The organism is Arthrobacter sp. NPDC093128 (genome assembly GCF_040683875.1).
Lineage (GTDB): Bacteria > Actinomycetota > Actinomycetes > Actinomycetales > Micrococcaceae > Arthrobacter.
This window is the reverse complement of record NZ_JBFBEY010000007.1, coordinates 129,044-143,356: the sequence shown is the minus strand read 5'-3', so window position 1 is coordinate 143,356 and position 14,313 is coordinate 129,044. Positions and strand designations below refer to the sequence as shown.

At 67.9% G+C, this 14,313-nt stretch carries 18 protein-coding genes; 10 read left to right on the top strand and 8 right to left on the bottom strand.

Translation table 11 applies throughout. The features are described from left to right. The first annotated feature begins 30 nt into the window (after positions 1-30). Positions 31-348 (top strand): hypothetical protein, encoded by a 318-nt coding sequence (locus AB0N24_RS10460; RefSeq protein ID WP_364123492.1) that lies wholly within the window; start codon positions 31-33, stop codon positions 346-348. A 31-nt stretch (positions 349-379) separates the two neighbouring features. Further along, the gene (locus tag AB0N24_RS10455; protein WP_364123490.1) at positions 380-736 is read left to right on the top strand and encodes a hypothetical protein; all 357 of its coding nucleotides are present in this window, start codon (positions 380-382) and stop codon (positions 734-736) included. Here the strand turns inward: AB0N24_RS10455 and AB0N24_RS10450 are convergent. Next, on the bottom strand, positions 719-1,354 hold the full coding sequence (locus AB0N24_RS10450) for a TetR/AcrR family transcriptional regulator (protein ID WP_364123488.1): 636 nt from the start codon (positions 1,352-1,354) through the stop codon (positions 719-721). The two genes, AB0N24_RS10455 and AB0N24_RS10450, sit on opposite strands and share 18 nt — an antisense overlap. A gap of 112 nt (positions 1,355-1,466) precedes the next feature. On the opposite strand from AB0N24_RS10450, the gene AB0N24_RS10445 reads away from it, so the two are divergent. The 8 genes from AB0N24_RS10445 (at position 1,467) to AB0N24_RS10410 (ending at position 7,605) form a co-directional block, all read left to right on the top strand. Further along, positions 1,467-1,820, top strand: coding sequence for a thiamine-binding protein (locus tag AB0N24_RS10445; protein WP_364123486.1), 354 nt, complete (start codon positions 1,467-1,469; stop codon positions 1,818-1,820). 88 nt (positions 1,821-1,908) lie between these two features. Then, positions 1,909-2,586, top strand: coding sequence for an O-methyltransferase (locus AB0N24_RS10440; RefSeq protein WP_364123484.1), 678 nt, complete (start codon positions 1,909-1,911; stop codon positions 2,584-2,586). Between the two features lie 123 nt (positions 2,587-2,709). After that, positions 2,710-3,189, top strand: coding sequence for a DNA starvation/stationary phase protection protein (locus AB0N24_RS10435; protein WP_364123482.1), 480 nt, complete (start codon positions 2,710-2,712; stop codon positions 3,187-3,189). A 142-nt stretch (positions 3,190-3,331) separates the two neighbouring features. Next, the gene (locus tag AB0N24_RS10430) at positions 3,332-4,387 is read left to right on the top strand and encodes a hypothetical protein (protein WP_364123659.1); all 1,056 of its coding nucleotides are present in this window, start codon (positions 3,332-3,334) and stop codon (positions 4,385-4,387) included. Next, on the top strand, positions 4,381-5,790 hold the full coding sequence (locus AB0N24_RS10425) for a bifunctional PIG-L family deacetylase/class I SAM-dependent methyltransferase (RefSeq protein WP_364123480.1): 1,410 nt from the start codon (positions 4,381-4,383) through the stop codon (positions 5,788-5,790). The genes AB0N24_RS10430 and AB0N24_RS10425 overlap by 7 nt, the downstream gene beginning before the upstream one ends. Before the next feature lie 77 nt (positions 5,791-5,867). Continuing rightward, complete coding sequence (locus AB0N24_RS10420; protein WP_364123657.1) at positions 5,868-6,581, top strand: glycosyltransferase; 714 nt, start codon at positions 5,868-5,870, stop codon at positions 6,579-6,581. A 40-nt stretch (positions 6,582-6,621) separates the two neighbouring features. Then, positions 6,622-7,377, top strand: coding sequence for a polysaccharide deacetylase family protein (locus AB0N24_RS10415; RefSeq protein ID WP_364123478.1), 756 nt, complete (start codon positions 6,622-6,624; stop codon positions 7,375-7,377). Positions 7,378-7,380: 3 nt separating this feature from the next. Then, a complete protein-coding gene (locus AB0N24_RS10410; protein ID WP_364123476.1) occupies positions 7,381-7,605 on the top strand; it encodes a hypothetical protein in 225 nt (74 codons plus the stop codon). A 31-nt stretch (positions 7,606-7,636) separates the two neighbouring features. Here AB0N24_RS10410 and AB0N24_RS10405 read toward each other — a convergent pair whose 3' ends face one another. The 7 genes from AB0N24_RS10405 to AB0N24_RS10375 form a co-directional block, all read right to left on the bottom strand. Then, positions 7,637-8,623 (bottom strand): zinc-dependent alcohol dehydrogenase family protein, encoded by a 987-nt coding sequence (locus tag AB0N24_RS10405; RefSeq protein ID WP_364123655.1) that lies wholly within the window; start codon positions 8,621-8,623, stop codon positions 7,637-7,639. An 85-nt stretch (positions 8,624-8,708) separates the two neighbouring features. Next, positions 8,709-9,563, bottom strand: coding sequence for a universal stress protein (locus AB0N24_RS10400; protein ID WP_364123474.1), 855 nt, complete (start codon positions 9,561-9,563; stop codon positions 8,709-8,711). Between the two features lie 88 nt (positions 9,564-9,651). Next, complete coding sequence (locus AB0N24_RS10395) at positions 9,652-10,803, bottom strand: YihY/virulence factor BrkB family protein (RefSeq protein ID WP_364123472.1); 1,152 nt, start codon at positions 10,801-10,803, stop codon at positions 9,652-9,654. A 75-nt stretch (positions 10,804-10,878) separates the two neighbouring features. Beyond that, the gene (locus tag AB0N24_RS10390; protein WP_364123470.1) at positions 10,879-11,487 is read right to left on the bottom strand and encodes a DUF3618 domain-containing protein; all 609 of its coding nucleotides are present in this window, start codon (positions 11,485-11,487) and stop codon (positions 10,879-10,881) included. Between the two features lie 15 nt (positions 11,488-11,502). Next, positions 11,503-11,925: a phage holin family protein gene (locus tag AB0N24_RS10385; protein WP_364123468.1), complete on the bottom strand. Its 423-nt coding sequence runs from the start codon at positions 11,923-11,925 to the stop codon at positions 11,503-11,505. Further along, positions 11,922-12,947, bottom strand: coding sequence for a hypothetical protein (locus AB0N24_RS10380; RefSeq protein WP_364123466.1), 1,026 nt, complete (start codon positions 12,945-12,947; stop codon positions 11,922-11,924). The genes AB0N24_RS10385 and AB0N24_RS10380 overlap by 4 nt, the downstream gene beginning before the upstream one ends. Before the next feature lie 141 nt (positions 12,948-13,088). Continuing rightward, positions 13,089-14,132 carry an NAD-dependent epimerase/dehydratase family protein gene (locus AB0N24_RS10375; protein ID WP_364123464.1) on the bottom strand — a complete coding sequence of 348 codons (1,044 nt, stop codon included), beginning with the start codon at positions 14,130-14,132 and terminating at the stop codon, positions 13,089-13,091. Positions 14,133-14,313: the final 181 nt, after the last annotated feature.

Below are 14,313 nucleotides of genomic sequence, written 5' to 3'. Positions count from 1 at the left end.
GCATTGAACCTGCTGTGGGAGTATTCGAACATGAGCGAAGAACAAGCGCCCGTAGTTCCTGCTGCCAACAAAGACCCTCAAACAAGGCCATATGTGCCGTCGGCCGGGTCCGAATCCACCCGTGAGATGCGCGAGATGTCCCGCCGCCGCAGGGACGCTGAGGAGAAGCTCCAGCAGCACCTGCAGGAAGCGGATCAGCTGCACGAGGCCCACGTGCAGGCCCATCTGAAGGAATCAGCCGCCAAGGATGAATCAGGCAGTGAGGACTCCCGCGGCGACGATGCGGAAGCGGCGGCTTCTCCACCCGGGGACGCCGCGCCGGAGCCCGGGGAGAAGCCGGCCGACTAGCCGAGCTGGTGTCCTCCACCCGGCAGCCGCGGTGAGCGGGGGGTGCGCTTTGGCGCTGGGCAAGGACGAGGATGAGCAGCGGCTTCGGTTCGAAGAGATGCTCCGGAATGCCGAGTTGGGGATTGAAGAACTGTGGCTGAGGTATTTCAGCATCGGCGGCATCGCAGGACAGTTTGAGGTCGAGGCGTACATCCACGGCGCCATCGCGCTGCAGTCCCTGCAGCGGGACATCCTGGCCCACGCCCTGAATGAGCGGCTGGACGAGATCAATGCACCCGACGGCAGGGCGCCTTACAGCCGCGGCTCAGAAGACGCCGGCCGGGTGCACGAGGACCGGCAGCACGAAGACACGGACCGGCCGGAGGATGAATCAGGGCAGGACGATTGAATCGAATGCCGTCCCGGGCAGCGGCGACTGGGGAGGCAAAGCCCGGTGCGGCCGTTCGGTGCGGATGGCGTCCTCCACCAGCGCCACGGGACGCCGCCAGGCGTCCGACCCGGGTTCCATGGTGTCCACCACTCCGATCAGCATGGCCAGCAGGCGGATCACGTCGGTCATGGAGATGTCTGTGCGCAGGGTTCCCTGACCCTGGCCGCGGCCCAGCAGGACAGCCACGGACTCAAAGAGGCTGCCGGTGATTCCGGTCAGCAGGCCGCGGCGGCCGGCAACGGCTCCGAGCAGGTTGGCATCCTCGCTGGCGGCCGCCATCAGCGCATCGATCACGCGGAAGAGTCCCGCGGCGGCGTCAGGTCCGGCCAGGGCGTCGTCGATCACCGGGTCCACCATGAGGCGGAGCTGACGGTTGAGCGCGGCGAGTACCAGCTGCTCCTTGTCCGCGAAGTTCCGGAAGAGGGTGGCGGGCCCAACGCCGGCTGTGACGGCGATGGTCTGCAGCGGCACTTCCGGACCGTACTCACGGAAGCACTTGCGGGCGGACGTAATGATCTTGTCCACGTTGCGCGCAGCATCCGCACGGAGGGGCTTGCGTTCCACTGCGAGGTTCATTTTTCAAGGTTAGCAACGCTGCGCCTGAGCGCCCGGGTTACTGATTGGTAGCGGTGAATGTACTCGTATGTGACGTATGTATCGACCATTTCCGCTGTGGCAGACTGGGTCCATGTTGCTTGCATTCTCAGTTGCACCGTCCGGTCAGCCCGCCCATCCGGCCGGGGATTCGGCCGCCCCGGCCAGCGGTGCGTCCGCTGACGCTTCCGTTCACGACGCCGTCGCTGCCGCCGTCAAAATCGTCCGGGACTCCGGACTGCCCAACCACACGGATTCCATGTTCACCACCATCGAGGGTGAGTGGGACGAAGTGTTCGCCGTCGTCAAGCAGGCAACTGAAGCCGTGGGCCGCTTCGGCAGCCGCGTCTCGCTGGTCATCAAGGCCGACATCCGCCCCGGGTATTCCGGTGAACTCACCGGCAAAGTGGAGCGGCTGGAAAACGCCATCACCAACGTCCCAGGCTAGTACAGCCGGTTACCGCTCCCGCGCTGCCGGGCGAGGGGCTTCCCGTGAGGCTTCCCACGGAGGAGCGGCAACTGCCAGACTGGGCCCCATGATTGAGCACAAGCCAGAACCCCAGTGGGTGGCCGTCGAAGAGTTCCTGTCCGACGTCGTGGTCCGCCCCGGCAGCCCGCTAAAGCGGGCGGTAGCGTCCGCCCTCGAGGCCGGGATGCCGCCCATCGAAGTGGCGCCCAACGCCGGGAAGCTGCTCAAGCTGCTCGTGCAGCTATCAGGCGCCCGGCGGGTCCTGGAGATCGGCACGCTGGCCGGCTTCAGCACCATCTGGATGGCACAGGGACTGCCCGACGACGGCGAGCTGGTCACGTGCGAATACCTCCCCAAACATGCCCTGGTGGCACGCGCGAACGTTGACGCTGCGGGCGTCGGGCACAAAGTGGACATCCGCGTGGGAGCCGCGCTGGACACGCTCCCGCAGCTTCTGGATGACGGCCGCGGACCCTTCGATTTTGTGTTCATTGATGCGGACAAGGAAAACAACCCGCACTACCTCGACTGGGCCGTCAGGCTGGGCCGGCCGGGCACCGCCATCGTGATGGACAACGTGGTGTGGGAGGGTGCGCTGCTCGATCCGTCCATGGACGAGATCAACGCGCCGGGAATCATCAGCGCCCTGGAAATGATGGGGGAGGATCCGCGCCTTGACGGGACGGTCATGCAGACCGTGGGGTCAAAGGGCTGGGACGGCTTCGCGCTGGCCGTGGTGCGCTGAAGTCACGGAGGGGCGCCGGCAGTTTCCGCCCTGGGAGAAGCGGACCCCTCCAGATGGTAAGTATGCTTAGAATAAGCTAATGCCGGACGGACCCGTCCCGCTTCGCCTGCAGTGGAGGAAGAAATGAAGGCTTCACCGACCCTCGCCACCAATCTCCAGATGGTCCTTACGGACCTGATCGAACTTCACGTCCAAGGCAAACAGGCGCACTGGAACATCGTGGGAACCAACTTCCGCGACCTCCACCTCCAGCTCGACGAAATCGTCACCAGCGTCCGCCTGTTTGCGGACGAGACGGCTGAGCGGATGCGCGCACTGCACGCACTGCCCGACGGCCGCAGCACCACGGTGTCCTCGGACACCCGGCTCGAACAGTTCCCCGGGGGGCTCACGTCCACCAAGGACGCCGTCAAGCTGATTACGGCTCGGCTGGAGCGCACCGTGAAGACCATGCGCGACGTTCACGACGAGGTCGACGAGGAAGATCCCACCAGCGCCGACCTCCTTCACGCCGGTATTGCCCGCCTGGAGCAGTTGGCCTGGATGGTGAACGCCGAAACCATGACTCCGGCGGCTTCCGTCACGGCTCCGGACGAAGACTGAAACCCCAACGGCAAGCGGAATGGAATCCGACAGGCATGATTCCGGCGGGCCTGGCCGGGACGGCGGCCTAACGGGCCGGAGCCACGTTCCGGCGGGACCGCAGGCGGTGCGGATCAGTTCCACGCCGGACCAACTCGGCGCCATGGCACCGTTGCTTGGTTCAGTGCGCGAAGCCGTGGGGGATGTCCCGGCGCTGCTGGCCCTGGCGCGGGACCTCGGACGGACAGCGCCCCGGCCGGGCGAGGGCAGCACCGCCCGGCTGTGGGAACTGCTGGCATCGGTGACCGCCGTGGACGTGGCGGCCGGCCGGGCGCTCGAACCGCACCTTGACGCCGTGGCCATTCTGTCCCAGGCCGGTGCCCTGGTACCTGACGCTGCGGACGCAGCCTGGGGCGTGTTTGCCGCCGAGGGCCCGGGCCTGCGGCTCGAAGCAGTGGCGGACGGCGCCGGGGCGTACGTCCTGAACGGTTCCAAGCCGTGGTGCTCGCTGGCTGCCCAACTGGATGGCGCCGTCGTGACCGCGCATGTTGCCCGCGAAGGCGGCGGTAGCGCGGAACCCGCGGCGGGAACCACGGGAACGGAGTCGGGCGGCAGGGCGGCCTACGCCGTCAGCCTGGACGCCCCGGGGGTTTCCTGCGATACCCCGCAGTGGACCAGCCGGGGCCTGCGCGAAATCCCCAGCGGCACGGTGCACTTCGACGGGGTCAGCGCCATTCCGGTGGGTGGACCGGGGTGGTACTTCCAGCGTCCCGGTTTCGCCTGGGGCGGCATGGGCGTTGCGGCCTGCTGGTTCGGCGGGGCCGTGGCCGTGGCACGTGACTTCAGCTCCGCACTGGCGGCTGCCGCGTACAAGGGGCGGGAACCGGACCAGATCGCGTTGGCCCATCTGGGCGAAACTGACAGGATCATCACGTCCCTTTCCGGCTACCTCGCGCGGACGGCGGAGCGGATCGACTCCGGCGGACTGTCCGGCTCCGGTGCGTGGAGCGAAGCCCTGCGCGTCCGCGGGACAGTTGCCGCCGCCGTCGAACGCGTCCAGGCCCTGGTGGCGCAGAACCTGGGGCCGGGCCCCCTGGCCTTCAACGACGCGTACGGAAAACGCATGGCGGACCTGTCGCTCTACATCCGCCAGCACCATGCAATGCGGGACGACGCCCAGCTGGGCGCCCTGACACTGAAAGGGGACCGGTCATGGTGACCTTCTCGCACGCGGATGCCGGCACGGCCGAGTCTGAGTGGGAGGCCAGCGGACTGGCCGTCCTCCCGGAGCTTCCCCTCGACGCGGGCGAACTCGCGGCCATGACCTTCATTGTGCTGGCGGCGCATCCGGACGATGAAACCCTGGGCGCCGGCGGATTCCTGTCCCGGCTGCACGCTGCCGGTGCGGCAGTGGACGTCCTGCTGTGCACTGCGGGGGAGGCGTCGCACCCGGAGTCGCGGACGACGACGCCGGAACAGCTTGCCGCCGTCAGGCTCGGTGAGTTCGGGGCGGCCGTGTCCGGATTGGTACCGGCCGCTTCCTGGCGGTTCCTGCACCTCGCGGACGGGCAGCTTGCCGCCGACCGTCACCGGATCACCGCGGCCGTGCGGGAGGCGATCGCAGCTTCAGGACGCCCGGCGAACCAGGTGGCCATCGTGGCGCCCTACCGCGCCGACGGCCACGCGGACCACGACGCCCTGGGGTCGGTGGCCGCGGAAGTGGCGGCGGAAGATGGCCACGGACTGCTGGAGTACCCTGTCTGGTACTGGCTGTGGGCGTCCCCTGCGGACAAGGCCTGGCAGTCATGGGTCCGCGTGCCGCTGACGCCGGACCAGCAAAGGGCCAAGGCAGCTGCCATGCGCGCCCATGCCTCGCAGACACAACCGCTGTCCCGGCAGCCCGGCGACGAGGCGCTCCTTTCCGGGGCCTTCCTGGAGCACTTTTCCCGGCCCTGGGAAACGTTCGCCTGGCACGGACCCGCGGGCGGAACCAACAGCGCGGGTGACGCCGAACGGATTTTTGACGCCGTGCACGGCGGGACCGCCGACCCGTGGAGCTACACCAGCAGCTGGTATGAACGGCGCAAACGGGCGCTCACCCTCGCCATCCTGCCTGAGGCCGAATACGGTGCCGGGCTGGAAATCGGCTGTTCCATCGGGACGCTCAGCGTGGAACTCGCTGCCCGTTGCGGGGAGTTCGTGGCGGTTGACGCGAGCAGCGCCGCCCTGGTCCGGGCCGCGGAACGGCTGTCCGGCCATGCGTCCGCGCAGACCCTCCACCTCACCGTTCCGCAGCAGTGGCCCGGGGGCACGTTCGACCTGGTGGCAGTATCGGAGGTGGGCTATTACCTGGCGCCCGGCGAACTGGCCGAGCTGTTCACCCGGGTGGAAGCGTCGACGAACCCCGGAGGAACTCTGGTCCTCTGCCACTGGCGGCACCCGGTCGCAGGCTGGGAGCTCGATGGCGACGCGGTCCACGCTATGGCACGCCGGCAGCTCCGCTGGCCCACCAAGGGCTTTTACCGTGAGAAGGACTTCGTCCTGGAAGTGCTCGTGGCCCCGGAGAAGGGCCCGGCTGTGGCCGGGGATCCCGGCCACGGCTCCGGAAGCCCGCTGGGATGACCGGGCCCGTGCAGGACTGCCCGCAGGCATCACCACAGCCACCTGCCGGGCAGGGCATCAGCCGGGTGGCGGTGGTGATGCCGGCCCACAACGAGGACCAGCACATCGGCCGGGCCCTGTCCTCGCTGCGGGCCGCCGCCGACGCGTTGCAGCGGGAGCATCCCGGCGTGCGGGTCACCGTCACTGTGGTGCTGGACAGCTGCACGGACCGTTCCGCGGAAATCACTGCAGCGTACGTCCTTTCCGACGCGCGCTTCGCGGCCGTTGACGTCCGGCTGCGCAGCACCGGGTCGAGCCGCGTGGCCGGGGTCAGGGCCGCGCTGGCCCCCGCTGATCCCGAGGCAAGGCGTACTTGGCTGGCCAATACCGACGCCGACTCCGCGGTGCCGGAGAACTGGCTCCTGCGCCAGGTGGAACTGGCCGATGCCGGGGCAGACGCCGTCCTGGGTTCCGTGCAACCGGATCCTGCCGGCATGGACCCGGTGATCCTTCGCCGCTGGCTGGAGCGGCACCCGTTCCTGGAGGACCACCCGCACATCTACGGCGCCAACTTTGGCGTCCGGGCGTCCTGCTACCTCGCCGCCGGCGGATTTCCCAGGCTGCACGTGCACGAGGACCGGGCGCTGGTGGAAAGGCTGCGCCGGCGCGCCTTCGCCGTGGTGGCAACGGACACGATCCGGGTTCTGACGTCCGGGCGCACGCATGCCCGCGCACCGCAGGGGTTCGCCGCCTACCTCCGGGCACTCGGAAGGGAACGTCCCGCCGCAGCCGGGCTCCGGCCGCCCGCCTAGCGCACTAGCTCTATCCGGGCCACTGCTGTCATGGTTGATCATGGCACCACGGCCGTCCGTTGTTCAGCGCAAGCGCCGCAGGCTCGCAGCGGTGGTACTCGCGGTGACCGCCGCCGTCGCCGCGGTGGTCCTCGCCGTGTTCCTGGCTGGTGCTCCGCAAGGGGGCGCCCCGCTAACCGGGCCGACTCCGTCCGGCACCTCGCCCTCCGCCACCTCGCCCTCCGCCGCCTCGCCCTCCGCCACACTGTCCGGAGAGCCGACGTCGCCGTCGTCGCCGTCGCCGCCGCCGTCGGAAAGCCAGCCGCCGGAAGCCTCGGAAAATCCCGGAGAAGCACCGTCGCCGCCTCCCGTGGCACCGGGGCCCACTCCGCCGCCGGCTACGTTCCCGGCCGGCCTGGTCGGCACTGACGTGGAAGTGGTTCCCGGTGCCGGCCCGTCGGTTGCGCTGACGTTCGACGCCGGCGGCAACTCAGCGGGCCTTCCCGCCATCCTGGACACACTGGCCGGCGCCGGGATCCGCGGGACGTTCTTCCTGACGGGTTCATGGGCCACTGCAAACCCCACCGGGGTGGCCGCCATCGTGGCGGGCGGCCATCGGGTGGGCAACCACTCCCAGACTCACCCGAGCTTCACCGGCCTGTCCGATTCCGCGATCGGGGATCAGCTCCTCGGGGCAGAGCAGGCAATCCAGGCCGCAGGGGCGGATCCCCGGCCGCTTTTCCGGTTCCCGTTCGGTGCCCGCGACGCCCGCACCGTCGCCGCCGTCAACAATCTGGGCTATGTTCCGGTGCGCTGATCCGTGGACACGCTCGGCTGGAAAGGTACCGGCGGGGGAGTCACAGCTCAGCAGGTGGCTGACCGGGCGCTCTCCGCCCTGCAACCCGGGGAAATCGTCCTGATGCACATCGGGTCCAATCCGGATGACGGCTCAACCCTGGACGCGGACGCCCTCCCGCAAATGATCGACCGGATGCGCCAGGCCGGCTACGGCTTCATCACCCTGGACAGCCTGCTGGCGGGATAGCCGGCCGCTGTCCGCGTGACACCTGCAGGCCTCAGGAAACGTGCAAAACTGCAGCTCCGGTGATGCGGTCCTCCGCGAGGTCCTGGAGGGCCTGCCCTGCCGCCTCCATCCGGTAGGGCACGGTGGTGGGGCGCAGCGGAATTTCCGCCGCGACGCGGAGGAACTCTTCGCCGTCGGTCCTGGTATTTGCGGTGACGCTGCGCAGTTGGCGTTCCTGGAACAGCTCGGACCCGTAGTGCAGCGGCGGAATGTCGCTCAGGTGGATTCCTGCGACGGCCAACGTGCCCCCGCGGTCCAGGGCGCGCAGCGCCTGCGGCACCAGCCAGCCTGCTGGCGCGAACAGGATGGCCGAGTCGAGCGGCACGGGTGGTTCGTCGTCGGTGTCTCCGGCGAAAACTGCCCCGAGCTCCAGGGCCAGGCGGCGGGCTTCCTTCGAGCGGGTCATGACGTACACGCTGGCTCCGCGGTGGATGGCCACCTGGGCGGCCAGGTGCGCCGAGCCGCCGAAGCCGTAGATGCCGAGGCGGCCGCCGTCCGGAACCTCGGCCCGGTTCAACGCCCGGTAGCCGATGATGCCCGCGCAGAGCAGCGGCGCGGCCTGCTCGTCCGAAAAAGCTTCCGGTATCCGGTAGGCGTAGTCCTCATTGACCGTCACCCGGTCCGCGTAGCCGCCGTCCCGGTCCCACCCTGTGAAAATGGGTGACAGGCAGAGGTTCTCCTCCGAGCGTTGGCAGAAGCGGCAGCGGCCGCAGGTGCCGCCCAGCCAGGCCACCCCCACGCGTTCCCCGATCCGGAACCTCGCGGCGCCGTCGCCGAGCGCCACCACTTCCCCCACTACTTCATGGCCGGGAATAATCCCTGGCAGGCGGGGCGGGAGGTCGCCTTCGGCCAGGTGAAGGTCCGTGCGGCACACTCCGCACACGTGCACGGAAAGCAAGACCTCGCCTGGCCCGGGGCTGGGATCGGGGCGTTCACCGAACACCAGCGGATGCCCGGCCACGGGACCCGGTCTGCCCACCCACCACGCACGCACTGCACACTTCCTGTTCTGTCTCCCTGCCTCTCCGGGGGCCGGGAAGCAAACCGTTATCCCTGAACGCGCATCACCGAGTGATCAGCACATTGCAAAGTGCCCGCTCCAACGCCGAGGACACCGTGCTTCCCGGGTGGCCCTCCCGGTGATGCGCTCCCAGCACCAGGACGTCAGCCTGGGCGGCAGCGGCCAGGAGTTCCTTTGAGACCGGGTGCTTCTCCAACAGGATGCCCTCCACCGGCACGTCGGGAGCGAGTCCCCGGGCTTGTTCCACCGCCAGGTCCAGCAACTCCTTGCCGTGCAGCGGTGCGTGCCGCCCGTGCGCTGCGTGGCCGTGCTCCCCGGCCACATGGATCAGCTGCAGCGGTACGTTCAACACCGCTGCCATGCGGGCCGCGTCCGCCACCACAGCCTGGTTCCGGGGTTTTTCGTCGATTCCGGCAGCTATCGGCTGGCCGGGACGGCCCGGGTAGCGGACCACCATCAGGGGGCAAGGCGCGTGGACGGCCAGGTCGAGGCAGGCCGAACCGACGAGCTGGCCCAGCAGCCGGCCCATGCCACGGTGCCCGATGGCGAGGACGCTCGCTCCTTCTGCGGCCGGCCGGAGAACCTGGCTGGGAAGGCCCGGCTCGATGACGCCGTCGATATCCAGTACGGCGCCGAGCTCGGCCGAAACCGACCGGGCGAGGTCCAGGCCTTCCGCCAGGGTGGCCTCGGCAGCATGGCGCAGGCCACTGCCCGAAATCCCTTTGACCGGGCCCAGATTCTTGGTGAAGACAGGCCACACCCACGCATGGATGACTTTCAGCTTCCGATTCGTGGCGGCGGCGTACCCGGCGGCCCAGCGGACTGCAAGCTCGGACGGCTCGGACCCGTCGTAGCCCACCACGATAGGTCCGTCCGGATTTCCTGCTGTAGCCGGCATGGAACCTCCCCTCCTAGGCGGTGCCGGGGCAATGTCCACTCAGTAGAGAACGGGCCGGCAGTTTGCGCTAGGGGCTTTGGTCCCGGCTTTAGCCCCGGCGGTCCGGTTTTCGGTGATCCTGCTCCCGGTCTTCCTGCTCCCGGCGCTCGCGGTCGTGGCGTTCGCGCAGGTCGCGGCCCCGCCGGATGTCCTCTTCCTCCCGGACCTGCAATTTGTCGCTCTGCTTGGTGTCGCGCGGCGGCAACTGGATGGTCTCCTCGGCCTCGATGCCGGCCTGGAGTTGGCGGCCACGCTCCATCTCGGCGTCGAACTCGGCACCGAAAAGCAGGGACATGTTCAGGATCCAGAGCCACAGCAGCATCACAATAACGCCGCCGATCGCGCCGTAGGTCTTGTTGTAGCTGCCGAAATTGGCCACGTAGAAACCGAAGCCCAGGGAAGCGAGCACGAAAATCATCAGGGCGATAAAGGAGCCAAGGCTCATCCAGCGGAATTTGGGCTGCTTTACGTTGGGTGTGGCGTAGTAGAGGACGGCGATGACGGCGATGACCAGCAGCACCACCACCGGCCATTTGAGGATGTTCCAGGCCGTCAGGAAGACCCCGCCCACGCCGATCGCATTTCCGACTGCCTCGGCGACGGGGCCGCTGAGCACCAGCATGGCCGCCGTCAGCGCCACAATGATCACGGCGGTGAGGGTGACTGCCAGCATGGCGCCCCGCAGCTTGATGAAGGGGCGGCCCTCGTCCACTTCGTAAATGCGGTTCATCGCCCGGCCGAAGGCTCCGACGTAGCCGGAGGCGGACCAGAGTGCCGTCAGGATACCGAGAATCAGGGTGAAGCCGGCGGTGGATGAGCTGGCCAGCTCCTGGATGGGCTGCTTGATGACGTCCAGCGCGGCACCGGGGGCAATGCCCTGGACGATCTCCAGCATCGCCTCCGTGGTCTTCTCGGCCTGGCCAAAGATGCCGAGCAGCGAAACGAGGGCCAGGAGCGCCGGGAACAAGGACAGCACGCCATAGTAGGTCAGGGCGGCGGCAAGGTCTCCGCACTGGTCCTTGGTGAATTCCCGGAAAGTCTTCTTGGCGATGTACTTCCAGGAGGGCTTGGAAACGTCGGTGGGGCTGTCCGGTTTGCGGGAATCGTCCGGGGCCGGTGCCGTCCGTGCCTTTGCCGTGCTGCTTTCATCGGTTTCAGCGTCGGCGTTGGCGCTGGCTGCGTTGGCGGGGTTCTTAGCCATGGGAAATTTCCTCACATCTGCCGGTCAGGCCCGCCCCGCGGAACGGCGGGGCAGGCCTGACACGTATCGGCGTAGTTACGCCTGCTGGACGTTGTCCTTGGCGTCCGCGGCGCGGTACTTCACGTCGTCGACGGCGGTCTGGCCTTCGGCCTTGACGTGGTCAGTGGCTTCCGCGGCAGTGGCCTTGACGTTTTCCATGGCGTCCTGCGCGGGTGCCTTCAGGCCTTCGGCGATGTCCTTGGCGGCTTCGGTCAGTTCAGTAGTGAGCGGCTCGGCTTTTACTTTGAGCGCCTCGGCGGCTTCACGTTCCTTCTCACTGGCGGGGATCAGGGACGACAACAACATGCCGGCGCCGAACGCTATCAGCCCGGCGGCCAGCGGGTTGCCCTGGGTCTTGGCCTTGACCTGGTGCGGCGCGTCGCCGATCGCCGCGCCGGCATCGGAAAGGTGCGCGCCGGCGCTGCCGGTGCCTGAGTGGGCCGCTGAATGGACCCGGTCGGTGGTGTGCTCAGCTGCTCCCATGACTTTCTCCTTCACGCCGAACACGGCGTCCTTAACTTTGTCCGTCTGCCGCTGGACTATGTGCGACGGGGTGACCTTGTCCGCCACGGCGTCGACGTTGGTGCCGAGCCGTGCACGGGTTGCTTCGATGTCGGCGCGGATGGCGTCCGGGTTTTCAGTCATCGTCTGTACCTTGCTCTAGTGGCTGGGTTTGAGGGTGGGCGGTATTTCCTGGAGCGTCTCCGCGGTCTGGGGCATGCCCTTGATCGCGTTGAGCTGCTTCCGGCCGACGGCGGCCAGGACTGCGGCGATGACGCCCCAGATCACGGCGAGGACGACGGCGGACCAGCCCAGCCCCATCACCGTTCCCAGCGCCCACCAGAGCGCCAGGGACAGGAACAGGAGCACGAAGTGGCCGGCCACACCGGCGCCGGCCAGCATCCCGCCGCCCTTCCCCGCACGGGTGGCCGACTGCTTCAGCTCTGCTTTGGCGAGTTCCACCTCCTGGCGCATCAGCGTGGAGATGTCCCGGGTCACGTCGCCGAGCAGGTCACCGAGGGACGTCGTCTCCGCCTTCGCATGCGACTCCGAGGCAGATGGTTCCGGAAACTGGCTACTCATCGCTGACCGCCACGGAGGGGATCGTCACGGTACGGGTCGTCTTCCGCGCGGTCTTCAGACAGCGGGGACTCCGCGACACGATCGACGGCGAGGGGATCGTCCGCCCACTGGTCCTGCGGCGTTCCTTCGTCCGCCAGCGGGTTGGGCGGATAGGTGTCCGCCTGATAGTCGTCGTCGGCGGCGTAGTTGGTGCCCGCCGCATCCGTGTACGCTCCTGTACCGGCATAAGTTCCGGCACCCACTCCCGCGCCGGCCATGCCTGCCGTGGTGACGTTCGGAGCCGGCATCTGTACCGGCGGCGGCGGAACCGCCATGCCCGTATCGGGAACATAGGAACCGGGGGCGCCGGTACCGGGCACACTGGATATCGGCGCACGTGCGGCATGTCCGCCCGCAACACCGCCAGCGGAGCCCGGGGCACCCTCGCTGAGGCTGCGGGTCAGCCGGCCAGCCAGGATTCCCGCGCCGGCGGCCAGCAGCAGGAACGTGCCCGGGCGCTGCCGTGCGAAGGTCTTCACCTCGTTGAGCAGCGAGCCAGGGTCCCTGCCTTCCAGCCACGACGCCACGGAGGCGGACCGGTCGGCTGCCTGACGGATCAGGTCGGTAGCCACGCCGGGCTGCTCGGACGCGTCGGCCATGGTGCGCAGTTCGCCGGAAATGGAATGAAGGCCATGGGCTACTTTCTGCTGCTGCGCCCCGGCCTGGTCGGTGAGGTCCGTCTTGGCCTGGTAAAGCAGGTCCTTGGCATTGGCTTTAACCTCGCCTGCCACATTGGCGGCCTCGGCCTTGGCGGTTTCCGCCACGTGCTGGGCGGAGTCTGTCGCCTGGTGGGCAACATCTCCGGCCTCCTGCTTGGCGGTCTCCGACTTCGACGTTGTGCCTTGAGGTGTTGTGCCTTGAGGGGCCGGGTAGCCGGCATTTGTTTCCGGCGCATTTGTGTCCGGCGCTGCCGGGACGGACGTTTGCTGTGCGACCCCAGGGGTGCCGTAGCTCCCGTCCTGCGGCCATTGGTTCTCCGTCATCTTCGCGCTCTCTTTCAAAAAGGTCGGCTGCTGATCAAGAACCAGCAATTACTGGCGTTAAAATAGTAAGCATGGTTACTAAAAATAGTAAGTACCCTTGGTGTATTAGTTTTCGGGGCCAGGTTGTTTGCAGGTGAGGTGTTACCGGCGCTGTCGTTTTCGTGGATTCAGGGCAGGGGAACCTGCTGTGCCGCGCCCGGTTCCCAGCCCTTCGAGCACTTCGCGCACAGCGTCCAGCGATGAAGTGCGCGGCTCCCAGCCGAGCACTTCGCGGGCGCGTCCGGTAGCCATGATCGGAGCGCCTTCAGCCATGGCAATCCAGCCCGCGTCCGTTGGCTGCAGGCGGAGCCTCCAGCTCAGATCCACAGCCGCGCGGAGGAGGCCCAGGGGAATCGGAAGCCAGCGCCGCGCGTGGAACAGCCTGGCCAGTTCCGGCGGAGTGATCACCGGTTCGGCGGCGACGTTGAACGCGCCGGCGGCACGGCGGTCCAGGACCCTCCAGTACGCGTCGGCGGCGTCGTCCGCATGCACGGCCTGAAAGGCGAGTTCCGCTGGGAACGGCAGGAGGGGGAGCCTGATTTTGCCCGGCAGCAGCCTGGGGATCAGCGGCCCCAGGAAATACCTGCCGATCTCGCTCCCGGCCTCACCCTGGAATATCAGCGCTGTGCGCAGCCGCGCGACTGCGGTGGCCGGGTTTTCGGCCTCGAACCGGTCCAGGAGGGCTTCCTGCTCAGCCTTGTGCCTGCTGTAATGCGATTCCCGGATGCCGGTGGCCGGCCAGTCCTCGGTCCTCCGGGGTTCCTTGGCTGAGCTGCTGTAGGCGCCCACCGAGGAGGCGCACACGACGTGACCCACGCCCGCCTCCCTTGCGACCCGGAGGACATTCGCGGTTCCCGTGACATTGGTGCGGTGAAGTGCCGCCATGTCGTGGTTCGGCTGGAGAATCCACGCGAGGTGCACCACGGCATCCACTCCCGCGAGCGCGGCGCGCAGCCGCCCGCCGTCGTCGGTAATGTCCACTGCGTGCCATTCGACGCCGCCATAAGGCGCTGCCGACTGGTCCGGCAGGCGCCTGCTGATTCCCACGAGTTCAAGCGCGTCCGGCTGCTCCGTGCGCTGTTGCTGGAGGCGCCGCAACACGGCTGTGCCCACATTTCCGCTCGCGCCAACGATTGCCACCCGCATGCCGGATCACCCTTCCGAAAGGCTGGGAGCCCGGCCGGCTGTTCGGTCAGGTTTGACCGGGGCCGGCCGACGCGTCCTCCTTGGCGTTAACGCTACCGGCCATTGATTAATAAGCAAGCTTATGGTTTCCTACTTTCCTAAGTCTTGCCACAGGCTTATTCGGTCGCTCCAAGGTCAAAGG